Annotated in this window: 23 protein-coding genes; 12 read left to right on the top strand and 11 right to left on the bottom strand. The window is 53.6% G+C overall.

Going from position 1 to position 20,323, the window contains the following annotated elements:
* The 6 genes from MVK60_RS08045 to MVK60_RS08020 form a co-directional block, all read right to left on the bottom strand.
* On the bottom strand, nt 1-1,149 hold the full coding sequence (locus tag MVK60_RS08045; RefSeq protein WP_297438205.1) for a 2-oxoacid:acceptor oxidoreductase subunit alpha: 1,149 nt from the start codon (nt 1,147-1,149) through the stop codon (nt 1-3).
* Nucleotides 1,146-1,658, bottom strand: coding sequence for a 2-oxoacid:ferredoxin oxidoreductase subunit gamma (locus MVK60_RS08040; protein WP_297438203.1), 513 nt, complete (start codon nt 1,656-1,658; stop codon nt 1,146-1,148). The genes MVK60_RS08045 and MVK60_RS08040 overlap by 4 nt, the downstream gene beginning before the upstream one ends.
* 4 nt (nt 1,659-1,662) lie before the next feature.
* Nucleotides 1,663-2,517, bottom strand: a complete 855-nt coding sequence (locus tag MVK60_RS08035) for a 2-oxoacid:ferredoxin oxidoreductase subunit beta (protein WP_297438201.1) — start codon at nt 2,515-2,517, stop codon at nt 1,663-1,665.
* Nucleotides 2,517-3,707 carry a 2-oxoacid:acceptor oxidoreductase subunit alpha gene (locus MVK60_RS08030; RefSeq protein ID WP_297438442.1) on the bottom strand — a complete coding sequence of 397 codons (1,191 nt, stop codon included), beginning with the start codon at nt 3,705-3,707 and terminating at the stop codon, nt 2,517-2,519. Before MVK60_RS08030 ends, MVK60_RS08035 begins: the two co-directional genes overlap by 1 nt.
* A 2-nt stretch (nt 3,708-3,709) precedes the next feature.
* On the bottom strand, nt 3,710-3,982 hold the full coding sequence (locus MVK60_RS08025; protein WP_297438199.1) for a 2-oxoglutarate ferredoxin oxidoreductase subunit delta: 273 nt from the start codon (nt 3,980-3,982) through the stop codon (nt 3,710-3,712).
* Nucleotides 3,983-4,140: 158 nt separating this feature from the next.
* Complete coding sequence (locus MVK60_RS08020; RefSeq protein WP_297438197.1) at nt 4,141-5,115, bottom strand: archaeosine biosynthesis radical SAM protein RaSEA; 975 nt, start codon at nt 5,113-5,115, stop codon at nt 4,141-4,143.
* Between the two features lie 58 nt (nt 5,116-5,173).
* On the opposite strand from MVK60_RS08020, the gene surE reads away from it, so the two are divergent.
* From surE to MVK60_RS07985, 7 genes are all read left to right on the top strand, one after another.
* A complete protein-coding gene (gene surE / locus MVK60_RS08015) occupies nt 5,174-5,953 on the top strand; it encodes a 5'/3'-nucleotidase SurE (protein WP_297438196.1) in 780 nt (259 codons plus the stop codon).
* A gap of 221 nt (nt 5,954-6,174) precedes the next feature.
* Nucleotides 6,175-7,410 carry a hypothetical protein gene (locus MVK60_RS08010; protein ID WP_297438194.1) on the top strand — a complete coding sequence of 412 codons (1,236 nt, stop codon included), beginning with the start codon at nt 6,175-6,177 and terminating at the stop codon, nt 7,408-7,410.
* Between the two features lie 4 nt (nt 7,411-7,414).
* On the top strand, nt 7,415-7,888 hold the full coding sequence (locus tag MVK60_RS08005; RefSeq protein WP_297438192.1) for a hypothetical protein: 474 nt from the start codon (nt 7,415-7,417) through the stop codon (nt 7,886-7,888).
* A gap of 66 nt (nt 7,889-7,954) precedes the next feature.
* Nucleotides 7,955-8,446 (top strand): hypothetical protein, encoded by a 492-nt coding sequence (locus MVK60_RS08000; RefSeq protein ID WP_297438190.1) that lies wholly within the window; start codon nt 7,955-7,957, stop codon nt 8,444-8,446.
* Nucleotides 8,447-8,538: 92 nt separating this feature from the next.
* Complete coding sequence (locus MVK60_RS07995; protein WP_297438188.1) at nt 8,539-9,285, top strand: hypothetical protein; 747 nt, start codon at nt 8,539-8,541, stop codon at nt 9,283-9,285.
* A complete protein-coding gene (locus MVK60_RS07990) occupies nt 9,272-9,496 on the top strand; it encodes a hypothetical protein (protein WP_297438186.1) in 225 nt (74 codons plus the stop codon). The genes MVK60_RS07995 and MVK60_RS07990 overlap by 14 nt, the downstream gene beginning before the upstream one ends.
* 18 nt (nt 9,497-9,514) lie before the next feature.
* Nucleotides 9,515-9,973 (top strand): hypothetical protein, encoded by a 459-nt coding sequence (locus MVK60_RS07985; RefSeq protein WP_297438185.1) that lies wholly within the window; start codon nt 9,515-9,517, stop codon nt 9,971-9,973.
* 3 nt (nt 9,974-9,976) lie between these two features.
* On the opposite strand, the gene ftsY is transcribed toward MVK60_RS07985, so the two are convergent.
* Together ftsY and MVK60_RS07975 are read right to left on the bottom strand one after the other, a co-directional pair.
* A complete protein-coding gene (gene ftsY, locus MVK60_RS07980; RefSeq protein ID WP_297438183.1) occupies nt 9,977-10,882 on the bottom strand; it encodes a signal recognition particle-docking protein FtsY in 906 nt (301 codons plus the stop codon).
* A gap of 124 nt (nt 10,883-11,006) precedes the next feature.
* The gene (locus MVK60_RS07975) at nt 11,007-11,456 is read right to left on the bottom strand and encodes a hypothetical protein (RefSeq protein WP_297438440.1); all 450 of its coding nucleotides are present in this window, start codon (nt 11,454-11,456) and stop codon (nt 11,007-11,009) included.
* Nucleotides 11,457-11,578: 122 nt separating this feature from the next.
* On the opposite strand from MVK60_RS07975, the gene MVK60_RS11245 reads away from it, so the two are divergent.
* The 4 genes from MVK60_RS11245 to MVK60_RS07950 all read left to right on the top strand — a co-directional run bounded on the left by MVK60_RS11245 (nt 11,579) and on the right by MVK60_RS07950 (nt 16,379).
* A complete protein-coding gene (locus MVK60_RS11245; RefSeq protein WP_367270879.1) occupies nt 11,579-12,868 on the top strand; it encodes a BMP family protein in 1,290 nt (429 codons plus the stop codon).
* Between the two features lie 63 nt (nt 12,869-12,931).
* On the top strand, nt 12,932-14,431 hold the full coding sequence (locus MVK60_RS07960; RefSeq protein ID WP_297438436.1) for an ABC transporter ATP-binding protein: 1,500 nt from the start codon (nt 12,932-12,934) through the stop codon (nt 14,429-14,431).
* The gene (locus MVK60_RS07955) at nt 14,428-15,471 is read left to right on the top strand and encodes an ABC transporter permease (RefSeq protein ID WP_297438181.1); all 1,044 of its coding nucleotides are present in this window, start codon (nt 14,428-14,430) and stop codon (nt 15,469-15,471) included. Before MVK60_RS07960 ends, MVK60_RS07955 begins: the two co-directional genes overlap by 4 nt.
* Nucleotides 15,468-16,379 (top strand): ABC transporter permease, encoded by a 912-nt coding sequence (locus tag MVK60_RS07950; protein WP_297438179.1) that lies wholly within the window; start codon nt 15,468-15,470, stop codon nt 16,377-16,379. The genes MVK60_RS07955 and MVK60_RS07950 overlap by 4 nt, the downstream gene beginning before the upstream one ends.
* Before the next feature lie 31 nt (nt 16,380-16,410).
* Here the strand turns inward: MVK60_RS07950 and MVK60_RS07945 are convergent, their stop codons facing one another.
* Nucleotides 16,411-17,394 (bottom strand): zinc ABC transporter substrate-binding protein, encoded by a 984-nt coding sequence (locus MVK60_RS07945; RefSeq protein WP_297438177.1) that lies wholly within the window; start codon nt 17,392-17,394, stop codon nt 16,411-16,413.
* Between the two features lie 91 nt (nt 17,395-17,485).
* Between MVK60_RS07945 and MVK60_RS07940 the strand changes: the two genes are divergently transcribed.
* On the top strand, nt 17,486-19,324 hold the full coding sequence (locus MVK60_RS07940; protein ID WP_297438175.1) for a DUF4932 domain-containing protein: 1,839 nt from the start codon (nt 17,486-17,488) through the stop codon (nt 19,322-19,324).
* On the opposite strand, the gene MVK60_RS07935 is transcribed toward MVK60_RS07940, so the two are convergent.
* Both MVK60_RS07935 and MVK60_RS07930 read right to left on the bottom strand, forming a co-directional pair.
* The gene (locus tag MVK60_RS07935; protein WP_297438173.1) at nt 19,303-19,629 is read right to left on the bottom strand and encodes a hypothetical protein; all 327 of its coding nucleotides are present in this window, start codon (nt 19,627-19,629) and stop codon (nt 19,303-19,305) included. The genes MVK60_RS07940 and MVK60_RS07935 overlap by 22 nt on opposite strands.
* Before the next feature lie 21 nt (nt 19,630-19,650).
* A complete protein-coding gene (locus tag MVK60_RS07930; RefSeq protein WP_297438171.1) occupies nt 19,651-20,298 on the bottom strand; it encodes a phosphoribosyltransferase in 648 nt (215 codons plus the stop codon).
* Nucleotides 20,299-20,323: the final 25 nt, after the last annotated feature.

Here is a 20,323-nt window from a genome sequence, read left to right as displayed (position 1 = left end):
TCAACCCACCACCTTCTCGACTATCTCCATCGGAGTGTGAACCTCACCGCCTATCTTGGGGATGAGTTCGACCTCGGCCTTTCCGTCCGCCCCCTCCTTTACCAGGTGGTAGAGCTGTCCGAGGTTCATCTCCGGCACGTATATCTTCCTCACCCGCTCCGCCAGCTCCTCCATCATGTCGAAGTCGAATGGCCAAACCGTGTTGAGTTTAAGCAGGCCTGCCTCGATCCCCTTTTCACGGAGCATTTTGACCGCGCGTATGGCGGAACGGGAGACGATACCCGTGCTGACTATGGCCACATCAGCGTCCTCAAGCTCGAACTCCTCGTAGGAGATGATGTCCTCCTTGTGGCCAAGTATCTTACCGTATATCCTCTTTATGAGCCTCTCATGAATCTCGGCCTCCACTGTCTTGGGGTGGCCGACCTCATCGTGGGTCAGCCCAGTGACGTACGTACGGTAGCCCCTTCCGAATATAGGCATCGGTGGAATTCCATCGCCGTGGGGATCCCCGAACGGCAGTTTATGCTCCTCTTCGCTCTCGGGGAGCTTCCTGCCTATCACCTTGACGTCATCTGGATGCGGGATGTAAACGCGCTCGCGCATGTGGGCGATCTCGGCGTCCCCAAGGAGCACCACGGGAGTGCGGTATTTTTCGGCCAGATTAAACGCTCGTATCGTAAAATCGAACGCCTCCTGCACGGTTGAGGGTGAGAGTACGATGAGCATGTGATCGCCGTGAGTTCCCCAGATGGATTGCATTATGTCCCCCTGCGCTGGAAGTGTGGGTTGTCCGGTGCTCGGACCACCGCGCATCATGTTGACGACCACTATGGGTGTCTCGGTCATCACGGCGTAGCCGAGGTTCTCCTGCATGAGACTGAACCCGGGGCCGCTCGTGGCGGTCATGGCCTTTGCCCCGGCCCATGATGCACCTATTATCGCGGCAATACTCCCTATCTCATCCTCCATCTGGATGCTCACCCCGTCCACAAGGGGCATGTACAGGGCCATTGCCTCGAATATCTCACTGGCGGGGGTTATGGGGTACCCTGCGTAAAACCTGCAACCCGCTAGGATAGCGGCCCGTGCTATGGCCTCGTTCCCCTGGATGAAGTCTTTCTTACCGGTGGGAAATGGATATCTCATTTCGATCCCTCCTCATATCCTGCCCTGAACGCTTTCAGGTTCACCTCTTCGGTCCCCTTGGGGACACGTCTCTTAATAGCCTCCTCGACGCTCTCCCTTCTCACAACTCCCGTCTTCGCCACGAGGTATCCGAGCACCACCATGTTAACTGTGAGGGCCAGTCCGGTGCTCTCCTCTGCCAGGCGTGTGAAGGGGGCGCCTATATGCGGCCTCTCCGGCTTGACCAAGTCGGTTTCTACAATGAGCAGACCGTCCCCCTTAAGGGAGTTTTTGACGGTGTCATAGCCGAGCTGGGCGAGTGCGACGAGAACGTCCGCCTCAGTGACCATGACGTCATAAATCGGCTCCTTGGATATTATCACGTCCGCTATAGAGTGGCCGCCCCTGCTTGCGGAGCTGTAGTCCTGGGTCTGGACGACGTTCAGCCCCTCTATAGCAGCAGCCTCACCGAGTATGACACCGGCCAAGACGACCCCCTGACCGCCTATTCCCGCGAACCTGATCTGCATGTTATCAGTCCCCCCTCAGTCCAAAACTCTCCTGAACCTCGTCTATCAGTTTGTTGATCTCGTCGACGTATTCGGGCCTTTTCCTGTCGACGAACTCCCCGATGATGAACTTGCCCTCCAGCTCATCCTCGCTCATCTTCCTGGCCTTGCTTATGGGAACGGAGTTCTTCAAGAACCAGCGGAGCATTTCAGCGGGCTCCTTCATCCTGTTTCTCCTTCCGAACTGGACCGGGCACTGGGAGACTACCTCAACGAGCGAGAAGCCCTTCACCTGAAGAGCTTTCTTGATGCTCTCGATTAGCTGGTAGACGTGGGCGGTGGTCCACCTCGCCACGTAACTCGCTCCGGCGGCCGCCACTGTCTCGGAAATCTGGAGGGGGTGCTCTATGTTCCTGTATGGGGATGTGGTCGTTATCGCCCCGAAGGGTGTCGTTGGAGCGACCTGCCCGCCCGTCATCCCGTAGATGAAGTTGTTGACGAGGATGACCGTTATGTCGATGTTCCTCCTTGCTGCATGGAGGAGGTGATTTCCACCTATGCTCGCCAGGTCGCCGTCACCGCTTATAACGACGACCTTCTTGTCCGGCAAACCGACCTTGACTCCGGTGGCAAAGGCTATCGCCCTCCCATGGGTCGTGTGGAGCGTGTCGGCGAGGAAGTACGGTGAGGCTATCCAGGCGGAGCAACCTATACCGCTAACGACGACGAGGTCCTTGGGATCAATTTTGAGACCGTCGATCGCGTTCGCGAAGGCGTTGAGGACCGTTCCACCGCCGCAGCCAGGACAGAGGGCGGTTGGAAGGGCCTCCTTGCGGAGGTACTTAACCATCGGGTAGGTGGAGTATATCTTCTTCGCCATCATGCAACACCCCTTATCTCGCGGAGGATCTCCTCAACGGTCAGAGGCACTCCGCCGATTTTGTTTATGCCCTTGAGGAGGACGTCGCCGTTGACGTAGCGCTCGACCTCGATTATCATCTGGCCGAGGTTCATTTCTGCGACGAGCACTGCCCGTGCCTTTTTGGCCAGCTCACGCATCCTCTCCGCCGGGAACGGGTGGACGGTCTTCGGCACGAAGAGACCGGCCTTTATTCCCTCCTTCCTCGCTCGGAGAACCGCTCCGAGGGCTGGTCTAGCGGTAACGCCCCAGCTGACGACGAGTATCTCGGCGTCGTCCGTGAAGTGCTCCTCGTACTTCTCGTAAACCTCGCGGTTCTTCTCGATCTTGCGGTGGATTCTCCTCACGAGCTTATCGTGAACCTCCGGCGTGTAAACGTCCCTAAGGCCGGTCTCCTTGTGGGTCGAGCCGGTGACGTGGGTGAAGTAACCTTTCCCGAAGAGGGGCATCGGCGGGACGCCGTCCCCGTGGGGATCGCCGAAGGGGAGCCTTGCCTCTTCCTCGTTATCCGGAAGCTTGCGGTAGGTTATCTTCACATCCTCCACTGAGGGTATGGTGACCCGCTCTCTGGTGTGGGCCAGAACACCATCGAACAGAAAGACCACCGGGGTCCTAAGCTTCTCGGCGATGTTGAATGCCCTTATAACCTCCCAGAATGCGTCCTGTCCGCTCGTCGGGGAAACGGCCACTATCGGATGGTCGCCGTGAGTTCCCCACCTAGCCTGGAAGAAGTCGCCCTGTGCGCCCTTCGTGGCCTGTCCCGTGCTCGGCCCGCTCCTCTGGACGTCGACCAGAACGAGGGGGGTCTCGGTCATCACGGCGTAGCCGAGGTTCTCCTGCATGAGACTGAACCCGGGGCCGCTCGTGGCGGTCATGACCTTGAACCCAGTCCATGAGGCACCAACCATCGCAGCGATACTCCCTATCTCATCCTCCATCTGGAGGTAGTAGCCGCCGAGCTTCGGCAGTTCCCGGGCCATGGTTTCGGCGATTTCACTCGATGGTGTGATGGGGTAACCCGCGTAGAAGCGACATCCTGCAAAAAGTGCCCCGTACGAGAGTGCTTCGTTTCCCTGCATGAAGTAGTTCCCCGGTTTGTACAGCCTTCTCAGAAGCCGGAGCTGTTCGGGCTCGTCGCCCCTGATTATCATGGTCACCACCTTACCGCTATTGCGAAGTCGGGGCATAGAAGCTCGCAGAGCTTGCACTTAACACACTTGTCCGCGTTGACTGGGATTGGGTAGTGGACACCCTTCTCGCTCAGGTCCTTGCTCCACTCAAAGACCTTCCGGGGGCACATCTCGACACAGACCCCACACCCCTTGCAGAGAAAAGTGTCGATGTCTATCTCAACGATTTCCTCCGCCTTCCCGGTAACCAAGTAACCTTCCCTAACGACCACGGTTCTCTTTTCGGCATCTGCCATAACTATCACCTGCGTTCTGTTAGGTCCTTTTACGTTTGTCAACATTTAAACCTTTCGTGGATGAACATTAACAGGTAAAGAAGAACGGTCGGGTAGGGTGCTGTGATTGTGAAAAAATGGGGTTAAGTGCCTTTTGGGATCAAAATTTCTTCGCGCACCTACCACGTTACCAGTTGCCAGTCCAAAAGCCCGTTCTCGACGATGTAGCTCCACCCCTCCCTGCACTCCGGCTTGAGGTTCTCAAGGTGGCTCAGATCCTGTGTGGCCGAGAACTTTTTGATGGCCCTCCCGATAATGTGGTCGTAGTCGGTCAGACAGTTGTGAGGTCCACGTTTCGAACCGGCCCCAACGGGGTCGCTCAGGATTCTCTTATCAGGGAAGCGCCTTTTGGCCCATATAAGGACCTCAACCGCGCTCCATAGCCATGGCGGGCGGTACTCATCCTTTCCCCAGAACCTCTCATAGAGCGTCCCCTTCTGGATGTCCGTGATGTTTATCGAGAAGGTGTCCGTGTAGGGTTCTGCCCGGGTTATGCTCTCCTTGACGTCATTTATGCCGTCGCGCTCGCTCAGAAATATGGGCTTGAGGAGGAGGTAGGTCTTCACCGTTGCCCCGGCTTCGTGAGTTATCTCCGCGGCCTTAACAAAGTCCTCGAAGGTGTTCCCCTTGTTTATTGATACGTCAGCAATATCGTCGTTTGCCGTTTCGAGGCCTACCGCCACCTCAAAATGCTTGTCCGGGACGATTTCAGCCAGCTCCTTGACGGCATTGTATCTCACAAGTTCGCTCCTGCTCTCTATTACGATTTCCTCAATGTCCTCCCTCCCCGCCAGAAGTTCGAAGATTTTTCTCCTCGTCTCCGGTTTGAGCTCTCCGTTGTCGAGGAACGAGCCGGAAGTGAACATTCTGACCGCGAAGGGGCCTTTTTTACCCTCGATTTTCTTGAGCGCCTCCCTGACGTAGTCCACTATGGCATCCTGACTCCACTTAACCTTCGGTGCCGCGGTGGGATAGGCGCACATGTAGCAGGCTTGGTTGATCCTGAAGCGGTAGCAGCCTATCGTGGGCAGGATTATGAAGAGCGCCGTTCCGGGGTTTCCGGCGACGTTGTCCTCGCTCGTCCAGTAGGTCATCCTCTCACCTACCCCGGGTCAGAGGTAGGGTTTTTAAAGGTGAGGTCTACCCCAAAATATGCCAAGGATACTACTCACCAACGACGATGGGATTTACTCCAACGGGATAAGGGCCGCCCTCAGAGCGTTAAGTGAACTGGGTGAGGTATATGTCGTTGCACCGCTCTTCCAGAGAAGCGCAAGCGGGCGGGCCATGACACTCCACAGGCCGATAAGGGCGAAGCGGGTGAACGTCCCCGGTGCTAGAACAGCATACGGAATAGATGGAACCCCCACGGACTGTGTCATCTTTGCGATAGCGCGCTTTGGGAGCTTTGACCTTGCAGTCAGCGGCATAAACCTTGGTGAGAACCTCAGTACCGAGATTACGGTCTCAGGAACGGCATCGGCGGCAATAGAGGCCGCAACGCATGATATCCCGGGCCTGGCCGTGAGCCTTGAAGTTGACTGGAAGAAGACGCTCGGGGACGGTGCTGGGGTGGAGTTCTCGGTTGGGGCCCACTTTCTAAGGGAGATGGCGAAGGTCATCCTGAGAAGGGGCCTTCCGGATGGAGTTGACATGCTCAACGTGAACGTGCCGGGCGATGCGACCTCCGAGACCGGGATCGTCATCACCAGACTCGCGAGGAAGCGCTACAACCCCACGGTTGAGGAGCGTATAGATCCAAGGGGGCACCCGTACTACTGGGTCGTGGGAAGGCAGACAACGGAGTTTGAGCCCGGAACGGACGCCTACACCCTGAAGGTCGAGAGAAAGGTCAGTGTGACGCCGATAAACATAGACATGACTGCGAGGGTTGATTTCAGGGAATTGAAAAGGATTCTCTTGGGGAACTAGATGTATAAGCATATCCACTAATTTCTATTAGGGGTAACGTAATCGTCTATTATAAAATATATGGCCAAAAAACTTTTTAAGATGTTGCACTATACGACTTATGGTGGTTCATTATGAACCGACTGAGTACCCGTATGTTGGTGGTTTTTTTTGCGGTTCTGGTTTTGAGTAGCTTCGCGGGAGCTTTGAGCTTGGTTCCTCCGAAGGGCCACGGGGGTTCCGTGACGCCAGCTGAAGCCATATCTGTCGCTCAGATGTACCTTCAGTGGGCGTCTTCAAACATTCCGAACTTTGAAGACTGGAAGAACGCGAAACTTTCTCGGCCTGTGGCGTATTACTTCCCCAACGGAACCAGGAGCGCCTACGAGTTCACCGTGCTGGTGAACGGTAAGCCCGATGGATTCATACTCGTGGCGGCTCAGAGGTACATGCCCCCGGTTCTTGAGTTCGGAAAGGGGGAAGCACCGAGCAGGAGACTTGGAAGAATTGGTACAGCCAGAATTAAGGGCTTTTTAAGGGAACGGCACAAGTTGCTCTATTATGGTGCGCTGAGCTACAGCGTAGAGCTGGGGAATGGAAAGGCCATGGACATCTACGGCAGACAGGTTCCGGTTCCAAAAACCACTAAATTGGCACTCTCACCCAGACAGGTAGCGAGTGCTTGGAGAGCATTTGACACTGACACAGGTATAAGTGATGTGGGTGTTTTATCAACTTCAACGCTAACCAAAGTCATTCCAAATGTCCCAGTATGGACAGAAGATTCATATTGGACTTACACCAGAGGAGTTGGTGATCTGGGAGGAGCCTCAACAAGCTATCCAAATAATGTTGGGCCGAAAGCGGATCCATGGAATATATGGGACGGATGTACACCCATTGCCGCCGCTCAGATCATAGCATACCATGAGCACCCAGAAATCTATGAAAACGGTTATTACACTCAGGAATACAAGGAGTACATGACGTCTTTGGTTGACATCCTTCACCACACCATGGGGACGTTTGATACAAAAGACAAGAAGGGATGGACTTGGTGGTGTGGATATCCCGGTTCCGATGCGTGTGATGGCATTGAGTCCTTTGCAAGTGAATATCAGCGATTAAAGGATCAGGGGATAGTTTCATGGTCTCTTAAGAACAATTATGATGCGCAACCCACTTGCACATTAGGATTGTGCTGGGAGTTTGGTGGATACATAAATGAGGATGATGTCATTGAGGAAGTTAACTCTTACAGACCAGCACTGCTTCAACTTCACAATGGTGGAAGCGCAGCGGATGGACAAGGGCCTTACGGAGACCATAGTGTGGTTATAACAGGGTACGTGGGGAATTCTAACACAGTGGATTATTTGGTCATTCACAGCGGATGGGACATGTATGACCATTACTTGACATGGGGCAACTGGGGCTCGCATACTCACCTTGTAAAAATAATCCCTGAAAAGAGGTGATCCCATGAAACTCCTGAGAATCCTCATTCCTTTTTTTGCTTTTGTGTGGGAATTAATGCTTCCCTTCAAAATTCCTGTAGGATACTATATTAAAGGCGGAATGGTCTGGTTCGAGAACTGGACTGGCTCCGCCGGGAGGCCCTACGTCTGTTGGACGAAGTACTCTCCTTCTCCGATCTTCATTGTTCTGGTTCTTCTTCCTGCGCTCGTGCTCCTAGTTTCATATATTTTCCACAGGGATTCATCACTTAGAAATCTTGGCCTTTCCATGTTGTTTTCACTATTGGCTGCGACCATGGCACCAGTTTTCATGCTTGACCTCTCCATCAATTCTATTCTACTCATGCTCGTTTCCTTGAGCAGTGGGATCGTCCTCGGGAAAGACATTGGGGATAGGGTAATTCTCGCCTTTGGAGGATTTTTACCGGGGCTGGTGTTTATATTAGTAATATCTGCTCAATTCCACGGTGCGTGCTAAAGATACCCAATGGGGGAGAAGTCCGTGAAAGTAGGTGATGTAAAGTTCCCAAGAGGAGGTGAATTCATGAGCCCTAGGGAATTCATTCTACATGTCCTTTCTATTATTTTTGCAACGGTCTGGGAGCTTGTACTTGCCTATAATAGCCGTGCCATCAGTGAGTATTATGTTGAGAAAGGCACGATTTTCTTTGAGAACTGGACTGGTGGAGCCGGAAAACCCTGCGTTTCCTGGATCAGATACTCCCCATCAGTGGAGTTCGTTCTCCTGGTCCTGCTTCCGGCACTCGTCCTTCTCGTCCTGTACCTCCGGTTCAGAGAGCCAGCATTGAAGAGATTGGCACTCTCAACGGGGTTACCCCTTCTGTCGGTGATTGTCGTCTACTTTAAAACCACCGGACCGGGTGTTTTGTTTGTTCTGGTCCTTGTCTCGGCCCTGGTCGGCGGAGGATTTGGGAGGGACTGGCGGGAAAAAGTGTTGCTCAGCGTTGCGAGCTTTCTGCCGGGCTTTATAGTGGGTATGATGATAGCGGCTGAACTCACGGTCGTATGGTGTTAAGGGATGGTGAGCGAACCATGGAGCTCCGATCGTGTTCTTTATCTTGGGAGAATGGTATTTCTCTCCAAAGCTAAAGAAGGGGGGTGAATTCGATGACAAGAAGGGCTTCACGTCTTTTTCTTTCAATTTTGCTTTTAGTACTTTTAGTATTAGTATTGGTAGGTGGTGGCATTTTTACAAGTAAGGGGCTGAACGAAGAAAGTCAGTGCTTTTCAACGGTGCCGGTGAACGTCAGCAATGTTAAGCCTCCGATCGTCATCGGGCCGGGCTATCCTCCTCAAGCAGGATTTAAGGGCATAACTCTTGATGAGGTTGTAAATGGAAGTGCTGAACACGTGCTCGTCGGGTTCTTTAATTTTAAGCCGTACAACTGGACGAAGAAGAAGCCAGGGTGCTACTTTAAATCCCTGGAAGGCTTTTCCGAAAACTGGACCGGTCTAATCCTACCGGGTGTCTCTGTCTCAAACGTAACCCTTTCCGGGAGGGTTTATCTGGCGGTCTACGTGTATCCCAAGGAAACTTCCATTATAATCTCGAAGGTGAGGTATGGAGAAAAACCGGAGGAGTCAAAGATAACCGAAGCATTTCGGCTCAAGTACACAGAGTCCCCCACTGAGATCGTGAACGCTTACGTTTCTAAGCTTAAGAACTCAGACTACACCGCAGTCAGGGAGCTTTCCGACGGTCTTTCCAGGGGCTGGGTGTTCAGGAGAGGAAACGACTATCTTCTCGTGCTTGAGGTCAGGGACGATGGCAACCTGTACCTTCTCCTCGCCAGCGGCAATGGAGAGGACGTTAAAAAACTCACCGACGTCTTTCCTTTGAATGGGGGACGGTGAGCCCGATGAAGCTTCACCACTTCCTTTACCCTTTCCTCTTTCCTGCGTGGGGTTCCTGCTCATGGTCTCACTCCCTTCGAGGTATTATGTTAAAGCATCCTGCCTTCAAATACACCCATATCCAATCTGCAACTTTAACTTTGGACCGTCAGCAACTTTCGTCCTTCTCGCAGCAGCACCGTTCCTAATTGCAATCATCCTTGGCCTCTGAAAGAAATGGGGTGAACTCGTGGCGTTTGGAGTTCCTTCCCTTGCCGTCGTTTTAATAACGATTCTTCTCTTGGACATCTTTGAAAGGTCATGGATTTCCTTTTTCGTACCTGCAACAGTCTCGGTGGTCATGTACAGCCTCCCAAGTATAAGACTGGACGGCCCGATAAGAAGAGCGGAAATGCTGATATTGATAGCCACGTCACTCGTGGTCTCGCTTATCCTCTGTGCTATGGCCTGGGGTGGAACATCCGTCTCAATTCAGAAGGTGGAAAACCATGAAAACCCGAAGAACTCTCCTCCATCTCTTTGTTCTTGCCTCAGCAACGGCGTAGGAGCTAATTTTCCTGTTTCTCTCCTAATCGGTGCCGTTCTGGAAGAAGGAAAAGGAGAGAAGACGTTGCTCACAATTGGGGGCCTTCTGCCGGACTTCATCGTGCTAATGACGATACTCGGAGGGCTTGCAGTCAGTTGCTGATGATCAGCCTTCCCCGAAAATCCGCTCTACGAACCACCTCTCGTCGAAGGGCTTTAGATCATTGTAGCCCTGGCCGACGCCGACGAAGAGTATCGGTGCTCCAATCGCGTGGCTTATGCTCAAAGCGGCACCACCACGGGCGTCGGCGTCGAGCTTGGTGAGGATTACTCCATCTATTTTAACCGCCTCATTGAACTGCTTCGCCTGTTCAACGACGGAGTTCCCTCCAAGGGAGTCACCGACGAATATAACCAGGTCCGGCTTGGCAACACGTGCTATCTTCTTCATCTCATCCATCAGGTTTCTGTTCAGCTCGTTCCTCCCGGCGGTGTCGATGAGGACGACGTCTATTTTCCTGGCTTTGGCGTGTTCTATCGCATCATAGGCAACGGCCGCCGGATCGGCACCGTAATCATGCTTAATGACCTTCACCCCAAGACGTCTTGCGTGCTCTTCGATCTGTTCGATCGCCCCCGCCCTGAACGTATCGCTGGCCGCTATAACCACGGAGAGACCGTTTCCCCTGAGCCAGTGGGCGAGCTTGGCTATTGTGGTTGTCTTCCCACTCCCATTAAAGCCAACGAACGCTATCACAAATGGCCTCTTTCCTTCGGATTTAATAGTTTCCAGCAGGTCAATCTTTCTTTCAGGTGTCAGTATCTCAAGTATCGCTTCCCTGACGGCGTTCTCAACGAGGGCTTTCTTTTTGGTCCCGATCTTAACCTTCTGGCCGACCAGCTTTTCCTTTATCCTTTCCTTCAGCTCCTCGACGGTTTCAAGGGCCACGTCCGCCTCCAGTAGCTCAAGCTCCAGGTCCCACAGGGCATTTTCAACGTCCTTCTCACTGATCTCCGTCTGGGAGACCCTATCTACAAATGAACCTAACTTCTCCTTGAGCTTTCCGAGCATAATATCACCTAATTCATCGAAGGAAGAGAACCTTTAAGGATTTCCCCGGGTGGTACCCCTCGGCGATAGCTGGTGTCATCATACGTCAGGCCCGAAACCGCTCGTCATTGGGGATGAAGTCAGTTCAGTACTTCCTCACGTAGCTTTTTTCTGCAACGATCCTCCCCGCTTCAAACTTCATCACGTCTATCCTCTCGAAGCCGACGGTCTCCCGTTTATATGCGATTAAATAATCAATGAATTCTTTAATTGGATAACGGATTATGGAGTCCTTGATGTACTTCTGCTCGTACAGGAGTACGAGTTTGTTCTCTCCCTCCCCGAGCCAGGAGTAGAGTTTCTCCCTTTCACTCTTCGGCCGCGATAGTGGGTTCACTATCAGGTACGCATCGAAGTCCCCTCCTTCAAGGGGTGAGCCTATGTACACATCACCATTTACCTGAAACGGGAGGTACTCGACAAGAAGAGTTTTTCCCCTCCCGACCCATGCATTGAGGTATATCCTGGCGAGCTTCTTGGCGTCCCCGGTTAGTAGGACCCTTCCCTCTTCGAGCTCCGCAATTTCCTTCAACATAGGCATCACAAAGGGTTTTACTTATCAGTTAAAATTCTTTCCCAAATTTTCGGCAGTTTAAGAACCACAAAGTATTTATTTCGGGTTGGGATATAAGTTCAGAAAATCCCAGGGGTGTCTACATGAAGAAATGGCTAAGCATCTTTTTGGTGGGTCTGGTGGCCCTTAGTATCGTGGCAAGCGGTTGCATAAGCGGGAGCAACTCAACCTCCACGAAAATAAACATCCTGTACACGTACACGGGTTCTTTCAGCGACCCTGCAAAGGGCAAGCAGGCAGCTCAGGCTCAGTTGCAGCAAGGCGCATGGGTTATCTACCAAGTAGCAGGTGGAACCGGACTTGGTGTTTTTGAAGCGGTTGGGGACTACCTGAAGGCCAACAACAAGAAGATGGGTCCTCCGTTTGCCATCGGCGTTGACTCAGCCCAGGACTGGATCAAGCCGGGGGTCATAATAGCAAGCATGATGAAGCGCGTTGATGTCGGTGTTTACAACGCCGTTAAGGCCGCGGAAGAGAACCAGTTCAAGGGAGGGGTTGTTGAGCTGGGTCTCAAAGAGGGCGGCGTCAAGCTCAGCACCCTCCAAGACGTTAAGACCATGTTTGACTCACTTCCACCTGATGTTAGGCAGAAGAAGCTTCAGGACCTTGGATTCCAGAACGAGCAGCAGCTCCTTGATTACCTTAACAAGACCCGCCAGCAGATTCCATCGTGGATATGGCAGGCTGTCGATCAGCTTCAGCAGGAGATTGTGAGCGGCAAGATAATAGTCCCGAAGGCCACTCAGAAGAGCCAGATCGAAGAACTCAGGAACGCCAAGAACTGGACCGCGATGGAAGCCCTTGGAAAGCAGTGGGCAGGCAGCTCTCCATCCTCTGAATCCTACTTCAACAAGACACTGAACGAGAGGCAGAACACCAAGAAGATAGCAATAGTATTCGACGTTGGCGGAAGGGGCGATCTGAGCTTCAACGACATGGCGTACCTCGGTGCCAGCCGGGCCGTCAAGGACTTCGGACTCCAGCTCACCCAACTCCAGAGCAACAGCCCGAACGACTACTACACCAACCTCCAGAGCCTGGCCAAAACGGGCCAGTTCGACATAATCATCGCCGTCGGGTTCATGATGACGGACGCCGTTAAGAAAGTCGCCGCCGAGTACCCCAAGCAGAGGTTCGTCCTCATAGACGGCTACGACCCGAAGATGCCTCACAACGTCCAGATGGTCCTCTTCAAGGAGAATGAGGGCTCGGCACTCGCAGGAGCTCTTGCCACACTTATAACGCTCAATGACCACAAGAACACCATAGGAATCGTCCTTGGAATGGAGATACCGGTTCTCTACAAGTTCGAGGGTGGGTACCGCTTCGGTGCTTACTGGGCCCTGAACTATTACAAGAACCACACACACTGATCTTTTTTCTTTCCTTTGTTCTGGGGGGTGATTCCTGTGGAAAAAGAGACTCCACTGCTTGAGATGAGGGACATTGTAAAGGTGTACCCCGACGGCACAAAGGCCCTGAAGGGGGTTGATATTCAGGTATACACAGGCGAGATACTCGGCCTTCTGGGTGAGAATGGAGCCGGCAAAACAACCCTGATGAAAATCCTGTTCGGTATGCTCAAGCCTACGAAGGGGACGATCCTTTTAAACGGAAAGGAAACCAGCTTTAAGAGCCCCGCGGATGCGCTGGCCAGCGGTATTGGAATGGTCCATCAGCACTTCACGCTCGTTGAGGTCTTCAACGCCCTCGAGAACATCATCCTTGGCAGGGAGGGACACGGCCTGCTCTCAAGAATAAACGTAGACAACGCTAGAAAAAAGCTTCAGAGTCTCATGGATGAGCTGAACTTCCAGGTCCCCCTCGATGTCCCCGTTGAGAACCTTCCAGTGGGTATCCAGCAGAGGATCGAGATACTGAAGATGCTCTACAGAGACATTGACCTCCTCATACTTGACGAGCCCACCGCAGTCCTGACCCCCATAGAGGTTAAAGAGCTGTTTGCGGTGCTTAAAAAGCTGAAGAGCCAGGGAAAAACGATAATATTCATAAGCCACAAGCTCAACGAGGTCATGGAGATAACGGACAGGGTAACGGTCATAAGACGGGGGAAGGTCATCGGAACCGTGCAGACAAAGGATGCGACCCCCCAGCTCCTAGCCAGAATGATGGTTGGCAGGGACGTTGTTCTCAGGATCGAAAAACCACCCAAAGAGCCTGGAGAGGCTATCCTTCATGTGGAGGACCTCTGGGTAAAGGGCGATCGTGGTGAAGACGCGGTTAGAGGGATATCCTTTGACGTAAGGGCGGGGGAGATATTTGGAATAGCTGGTGTGGAGGGCAACGGACAGAGTGAGCTGATCGAGGCGATAACCGGATTGAGGAAAGTGGAAAAGGGCAAAATACAGGTCGGCGACATGGACGTAACAGGTAAAAATCCAAGGGACCTCTATGAGATCGGTATCGCCCATATTCCTGAGGATAGGACACATATGGGATTGATTCTAGAAATGACGGTGATGGAGAACGCCATACTCGGGATGCATTGGTGGAAGGAGTTTTCCCGGGCCGGTGTGCTCATGAACTGGAAACAGGTGGAGAATCACACAAAGCTCCTCGTGGAGGAATTCGACATCAACTCGCCCGGTGCCAGGGCTCCGGTTAAATCTCTCAGCGGAGGAAACCAGCAGAAGCTCATAGTGGCGAGGGAAGTTAGTAAGAAGCCGGAGCTCATCGTTGCGGCACAGCCGACCCGTGGAGTGGACGTTGCATCGACCGAGTACATCCGGAACTACCTTGTCAAGCTGAGGAACGAGGGTAAGGCGGTTCTGCTCGTTTCAGCGGACCTTGATGAGGTGCTCCAGCTCAGCGACAGGATGGCCATTATGTATGAGGGGCAGTTTATGGGAGTTGTCGACCCCACCAAGGTGACAGAGGAGCAGATAGGCCTCATGATGGGAGGTGTGAAGGCATGAACGTCTCGGACGAGTTGCGGAGCTACTGGAAACCGCTTAGTGAGAGTGTTCTTGCGATAATGATCGGTGCACTCGTTGGAGCTGTAGTCCTCTGGCTGAGTGGTTACGATGCCGTTGCGGCATACCGGGCCCTGCTACAGGGCTCTTTTGGCTCCATGGGGAATATGGCTGAGACCCTCAGTAAGTCCACCCCGCTGATACTAACTGCCATTACCTTTGCAATCGGTGCCAGAACAGGCCTCTTCAACATAGGTGCGGAGGGGGCCGTTTACTTTGGGGCCATAGCCGCCGTTGCCGCTACTCAAACCCTTCAGGATCCAGTATCTGGCATCTTAAGTGGACTTTTCGTTGGGGCCCTCTGGATGCTTCCCGCTGCGGTGCTTAAAGTGTACCGTGGCGTTCACGAGGTCATATCGACAATAATGCTCAACTGGATTGCCTTCTTCATAGCCAGCTGGCTGGCCCTCAGCGCCCTTGCCAATCCTCAGAACCAGAATAGCACCGTGCCGATACCTCCAGGAGCGAGACTTCCACTCCTCGTTCAGAACTCAACACTCTCGCTTGCATTTGTCATATCGGTGATAGCGGCGATCATCGTTTACGTGGTCATGTGGCACACGAAACTCGGCTACGAACTCAGAACCAGCGGGCAGAACCCGAGGGCCGCGGAGTACGGGGGCATAAACCCGAGGATCGCGATGGTGTGGTCCTTCCTGATAGGTGGAATGACCGCGGGTCTGGCCGGCGCGGTTCAGGTAATGGGCATACCTCCTAGCTACTCAATAAGTCAGGGACTTGCCAACGTTTACGGCTACGGTTTCGATGGAATAGGCGTTTCGCTGGTCGGCAGGAATCATCCCCTCGGTATAATCTTCGCGGGTATACTCTTCGGCGCCCTGAACGCCGGTGCCACACAGATGCAGCAGACCGGTGTTCCCCTTGAGATGGTCAAGGTCATCGAGGGTATCATAATAGTTGCCGTTGCGGTTCCGGGACTTCTTGACCTCTTCACAAAGCTCTTCAGGAGGGGAGGACCATGAACGAGACCATGATTGTGGGTCTTGTACTTGGGTCACTGGCCGCGATGGTGCCGATCGTCCTCACCAGTGTTGGCGCGACTATCAGCGAGCGGGCAGGTGTGGTCAACATAGGATACGAGGGGATTCTGATGCTCTCGGCGTTCTTTGGAGCTATCTTTGCAGAGATGGCCCACAGCGGCTGGGTTGGTCTGCTCGGTGGTGCGTTGACTGGTCTGGCCCTAGGTGCCGTTCACGGTGTGATAACCGTCTACTTCAAGGGGGACCACGTTATACCCGGTATCGGTATAAACCTCATCGGCTACGGCGGTGTTGCGTTTGGAATCCTCGCGTACTGGGGTACGGCGGGACAGCACCAGGTTCCAAGCTACGCCCAGATAAGCCCCCTCTGGATGGACGCGTTTGGAAACTCCCTCAGCCCCATGGTACCCATAACTTTCATCGTGGCCGCCCTTGCCTGGTGGATACTTTTCAGAACACCGTTCGGTCTCCGCATTCGTTCCGTAGGTGAAAACCCTGAAGCCGCGGACGCTCTGGGCATCAACGTTGAGCTGTACCGCTTCACCGCTGTCTTGATAGCATCAGCCCTGAGTGGGATTGCAGGGGCTTACCTGAGCGTGGACTGGCTTGGGACCGTGACCAAGACGATAGCCGCGGGGAGGGGTTTCATCGCGCTCGCTAACATGGTCTTCAGTGGGTGGAACCCGCTTGTGGCTCTGATCGGGGGATTCATTTTTGGGTTCTTTGACAACCTCTCCATCTACATACAGAACAACCCCTGGCTAGCGGGAACGATACCCTGGCAGTTCATAGCCACCCTCCCGTATATCGTGACCTTGATAGTCGTTGCAGGCATAATAGGAAGGGCAAGGCCGCCAAAGTGGGACGGCAGGCCGTACAAGAGGGAGTGATGTCCCCACTCTCTTGTATTTTACCTCTTTTTCATCTCTTAAGTATGACCCCGACCGCCGCACCCAGCATGATGCCCACCAGAAGGGAGAGGAACACGTAGGTGGTGAGGTTGCCCCTTCTTTGGACCATTTTCACCTGCGGTTTTCCGCCCAGGGCCCTGAGAACTGCGACCGTGTTCTCTATCAGCACATCCGTGTACGTTTTGTTGGCCCAGAACACCGTTATCTCTGCGGTTGGCTTCCCGCTCTTCTCCGATAGCTCCTCTGCGGCTTTCTTTAACTGCTCGGGGCTGTTCCTACCGTAAACTATGAGGTTGGCTTTCTCCGCCTTGGGAAGGAGCGTGTCCACACCTACCGCGGGCACTTCCTCCTCCGGTTTTATTGCGGCCACGGTTTCCACTTCAAGCCAGTGAACGGCGTACTCATCAGGTGGCATCTGTATGATTGCCGTCCTGTTCTCTTCCACCATTGCCCCGTACGCCTTTACGACCTCCAATACTCTGGTCCTGAAGGCCTGAAAGTCCGCCCGGTAGAGATCTGCCTTGGCGGGGTCAACCTTTTCAAGGGCCTTTTCAGTGGCGGCGGCTATAGATATGGCGTTGTAGGGATCAAGCCAGACCCCGTGGGGATTGTCCTTGCCGTGGTACCACGTCTCGGGCAGGTAGTGAAATCCCTCCGCCTTGTAATCCTCGATGAATAGTGCCTGTCCCTGGATGGTTCCCTCCCTCACCAGCTCCGCTATCTTCTTCTCAACCGGTAGATGGCCTCCGGTGGTCACCACAACGTCCGCCCTTTCCAGGAGGTTTATCTGATCCGCGCTGAGCTGGTACTCATGCGGGTCAGCACCGGGTGGGATTATGTACGTCACCCCAACCGAACCTCCAAAGGCCTCCTTTACTATACTGGCTAGGGGGGCTATTGTTGTCACCACAAGGGGGTGCTGATCGGCGGCGGTTGCCGTGGGTATTGACATTCCTATGAGCAGGAGGACTGGAACCAGCGCTCTTAACCGCATTTCCGGTCACCCGAATTCGCTCTCTCGCTTGGGCTTTAAAATGTGCCGGAAAATTTATAAGTTCACGTACACAATACCACGGGGTGTTGTCATGAAGCGACTGTTCGTGTTAATAATCCTCTCTTGCCTTATAACAACACCGCTAACGGCTGCAGTTGGTACCGCCCAGTACTCAGTTGATCAGAGGGTTACCGTGGAGATAAACCCAAACGCCGAACTTCTTGGGGTGGTTTATTATCTTGCCTTCGGGAGAAACGACACCTTCGTGATAGATCGGGGTGGTTATCTCGACGATATCGACTCGTACTTCGGCCCCTACCGAGACCACCCCGCCGTTAGGCTCCTCAGGGGATACCTTGAGAACTACACTTCAATTCCACAAAGGGACTACCAGCTTATGATGATAGAGTACTACCTCCTTCTCTGCTCAAACCCTCCAGAAATAAAGCCCCGCGTCCCTTCTGGAGTTCCCTGGTTCGATGACGACTTCCTACCCGCTCTGAGGGACTTCGCTAGGAAAACCGATTTCATGGCGTTCTACAGCTCTCACGTGGACTACTACCGGGAGGGCCTCAACATCTACACGGCAGCCCTTCATCTACTCCCTCCTGATGGGTTCATGGCAAACTACTCCGGATTCTCGAATGTCGAGTATCGCTTTGAGCACCCGTTTCTATTGGCGGTTCACGGCCACAGCTTTGACCCGGTAATCGACGGTGTCCAGGTGTGGGGTGCTGGCGGAATTCTCCCCCTGGTCAGGAGAACGCCTCAGAGAACAACCTGGAGCTTCAAAACCGCCAGGGACACCATGTTCGGGCTTTCCCTTAATCGGGATATTATGAACAGCACCCGCCTAGATGAACTGTTGTACTTGGGTTTCATATACCACGAGCTGGGCCATGACGTGACCCTCCAGGAGCTCTACGAAGAACACGACACTCTTGAGAACCTCACTTACCTTCAGAAGACCATAGAAAACGACATGCCGTATCTCGCGAAGTACGACATACATTTCTGGAACCCAATCGGCATGCTCTACGAAAGCTTCGCCGATTCTTGGGAAGATTTTGCCCTTTTCCATATCAACGAGAACTACAGCCTGCTCGCCATGGACATGCAGGAGGCCTGGGGCGAGTTCTGGGTATGGGCTCTGTTCTCCAAGACCCGTGAGTGTGCCCTTAAAGTGCAGACAGGGGAGGCTGGCAACTTCACCTCCTGCGTCCCCCAGATACTGAGGTACCTAAGGAAAACCATACCCCCAGAGAAAGCCGCTGAGATTTATCAGAATGTTGTTCCGGTCACCCCTCTGAGGGCCTTCGACAGGGGGGCTCAGGCCGGGAGAGTCGTGATCGTTTACGGAACCCAGAACCCCGACCCGACCGGAACCCTCCACGACAGAAAAACTGCCCGGGCAATAGCCGAGAACCTGATGAAGTTCTACTCGCTTTGGCCGGAGGGGGTCGAGGTCGATGTCAAGTCCGATGTTGAGGTTACCCCCGACGATCTCAGGAGCAACCTTGTCATTGTGGGCGGACCGGTCTCCAACGCCCTCGCCAGGGAGATGCAGGGGGCCTTCCCGATAAGGTTCAGAAAGATCAATGGAGAATGGGCCCTCTGGCGGAACACCAGCTGGGAATTCAGGTGGGTATCCGACAGCTTTCTACTTCTTCCAACGAACTCCCCAAAGAGGGCCTCCTTTGGCAACGTCGCCATCGCTCACTGTTACTTTAGCCCTGTGGACAAGGCCAGCATCCTGATTGCGATCAGAAATCCGAAAGATCCAAGGAACTACATCGTATGGATAGCAGGAGCGAACAGAGACCTGACGGCGCTCTTCCAGAACCCCACCTACTACCTCAGCAGCTACGAAATATGGAGTAAGAAGGGGATAGAAATCGGTTTCTATTCTCAACCACTGGCACCTTCCTGAGGGGTGACCCTTTTCTCCCCTTCCTTTCCGTTTCCTCCGCTCCTTATATGGGGCTTGCCGATGGCTATCGTGAATCCCTTGAAGCTATCGTCCTTTCTGTTGAACTCTATCGCCAGCGGGAGCCCGTTGTCCTCGTTGAAGACTATGCGCACTATCCTAGCCCGCGAGTGGTCGTTCAGGTAGTCCTCCTTTAGGTCGTCGTAGTCTTCGAGAACCCTGTCTATGCTGTCGCTGTGCATGTCGTAGATTTCCCTAGCGTAAACGCTATGGCTCTTGATCTCCTCGACCTTCTTCTCCTTATTCAAGCTATCACTTCCATGAATTCATCATGCCCTGCGCCAGGCGCCCTCCCGAAATTTAAAAACCTTCCTTCTTTCGGCCATGCGGAGGGCCTCCTCCAGCCGGCCCTTCGGAACATCTATCCCGTGAAGGTCTTTGAACAGCCCCACAATCTCATCCGTGGTTAGAGCCTCCCTTTCCTCGAAGATGTTACCTACGAGGTTGACCATATCCTCGACGAAGTTCCACGGAAAGACAATCCAAGCCCAGTCAATCTCTTCACCGTAGTAGTCCGGCTTGAAGCGCGAGCCCCTTATCGTGAGGAGCGTTGCGACCCTTATCTCCGCTGGATTCTGTCCCTCAACGTAGTTCTTGGCGAGCGTCAGGCTCTCTCCCGTGTCACTGATGTCGTCCACTATGAGAACCTTCTTGCCTCCAAGGTCGTAGTTGCTTCCGTACTTGAGTCTGGCTTTTCCGTCTGGAGTTGCTGTAACGCCCCAGTGCTCGACCTTGAGGCTAACCAAGTCCTTGACGCCGAGGTAGTCGCAGTAGAGTCTTGCAGCGATCCAGCCGCCCCTTGCGAGGCCGACTATGACGTCAGGCCTCCAGTCCCCCTCCAGTACCCTCCAAGCGCCCTCTTTTGCCCATCTCTCAATGTCGTTCCAAGAAGCGAGGTAAGCCGGAAACTTCTTCATTGGATTTCCCTTAACGGAGCAAAGA

The sequence above is a fragment of the Thermococcus sp. genome, assembly GCF_026988555.1.
In the GTDB taxonomy this organism is placed as follows: domain Archaea; phylum Methanobacteriota_B; class Thermococci; order Thermococcales; family Thermococcaceae; genus Thermococcus.
Note: the sequence above shows the minus strand (reverse complement) of the source record. Positions and strands in the feature narration are given on the sequence as shown.

Bases quoted from the DNA above. Each gene is read 5' to 3' on its own strand.
- MVK60_RS07990 (WP_297438186.1), top strand. From the start codon at position 9,272: ATGGGGGACGGTGAGCCCGATGAAGCTTCACCACTTCCTTTACCCTTT.
- MVK60_RS07960 (WP_297438436.1), top strand. From the start codon at position 12,932: ATGAGGGACATTGTAAAGGTGTACCCCGACGGCACAAAGGCCCTGAAG.
- MVK60_RS07945 (WP_297438177.1), bottom strand. From the start codon at position 17,394: ATGCGGTTAAGAGCGCTGGTTCCAGTCCTCCTGCTCATAGGAATGTCA.
- ftsY (WP_297438183.1), bottom strand. From the start codon at position 10,882: ATGCTCGGAAAGCTCAAGGAGAAGTTAGGTTCATTTGTAGATAGGGTC.
- MVK60_RS07950 (WP_297438179.1), top strand. From the start codon at position 15,468: ATGAACGAGACCATGATTGTGGGTCTTGTACTTGGGTCACTGGCCGCG.
- MVK60_RS08040 (WP_297438203.1), bottom strand. From the start codon at position 1,658: ATGCAGATCAGGTTCGCGGGAATAGGCGGTCAGGGGGTCGTCTTGGCC.
- MVK60_RS08025 (WP_297438199.1), bottom strand. From the start codon at position 3,982: ATGGCAGATGCCGAAAAGAGAACCGTGGTCGTTAGGGAAGGTTACTTG.
- MVK60_RS07955 (WP_297438181.1), top strand. From the start codon at position 14,428: ATGAACGTCTCGGACGAGTTGCGGAGCTACTGGAAACCGCTTAGTGAG.
- MVK60_RS07995 (WP_297438188.1), top strand. From the start codon at position 8,539: ATGACAAGAAGGGCTTCACGTCTTTTTCTTTCAATTTTGCTTTTAGTA.
- MVK60_RS08000 (WP_297438190.1), top strand. From the start codon at position 7,955: ATGAGCCCTAGGGAATTCATTCTACATGTCCTTTCTATTATTTTTGCA.
- MVK60_RS08045 (WP_297438205.1), bottom strand. From the start codon at position 1,149: ATGAGATATCCATTTCCCACCGGTAAGAAAGACTTCATCCAGGGGAAC.
- MVK60_RS07940 (WP_297438175.1), top strand. From the start codon at position 17,486: ATGAAGCGACTGTTCGTGTTAATAATCCTCTCTTGCCTTATAACAACA.
- MVK60_RS08005 (WP_297438192.1), top strand. From the start codon at position 7,415: ATGAAACTCCTGAGAATCCTCATTCCTTTTTTTGCTTTTGTGTGGGAA.
- MVK60_RS07975 (WP_297438440.1), bottom strand. From the start codon at position 11,456: ATGTTGAAGGAAATTGCGGAGCTCGAAGAGGGAAGGGTCCTACTAACC.
- MVK60_RS11245 (WP_367270879.1), top strand. From the start codon at position 11,579: ATGAAGAAATGGCTAAGCATCTTTTTGGTGGGTCTGGTGGCCCTTAGT.
- MVK60_RS08020 (WP_297438197.1), bottom strand. From the start codon at position 5,115: ATGACCTACTGGACGAGCGAGGACAACGTCGCCGGAAACCCCGGAACG.
- MVK60_RS07930 (WP_297438171.1), bottom strand. From the start codon at position 20,298: ATGAAGAAGTTTCCGGCTTACCTCGCTTCTTGGAACGACATTGAGAGA.
- MVK60_RS08030 (WP_297438442.1), bottom strand. From the start codon at position 3,707: ATGATAATCAGGGGCGACGAGCCCGAACAGCTCCGGCTTCTGAGAAGG.
- surE (WP_297438196.1), top strand. From the start codon at position 5,174: ATGCCAAGGATACTACTCACCAACGACGATGGGATTTACTCCAACGGG.
- MVK60_RS08035 (WP_297438201.1), bottom strand. From the start codon at position 2,517: ATGGCGAAGAAGATATACTCCACCTACCCGATGGTTAAGTACCTCCGC.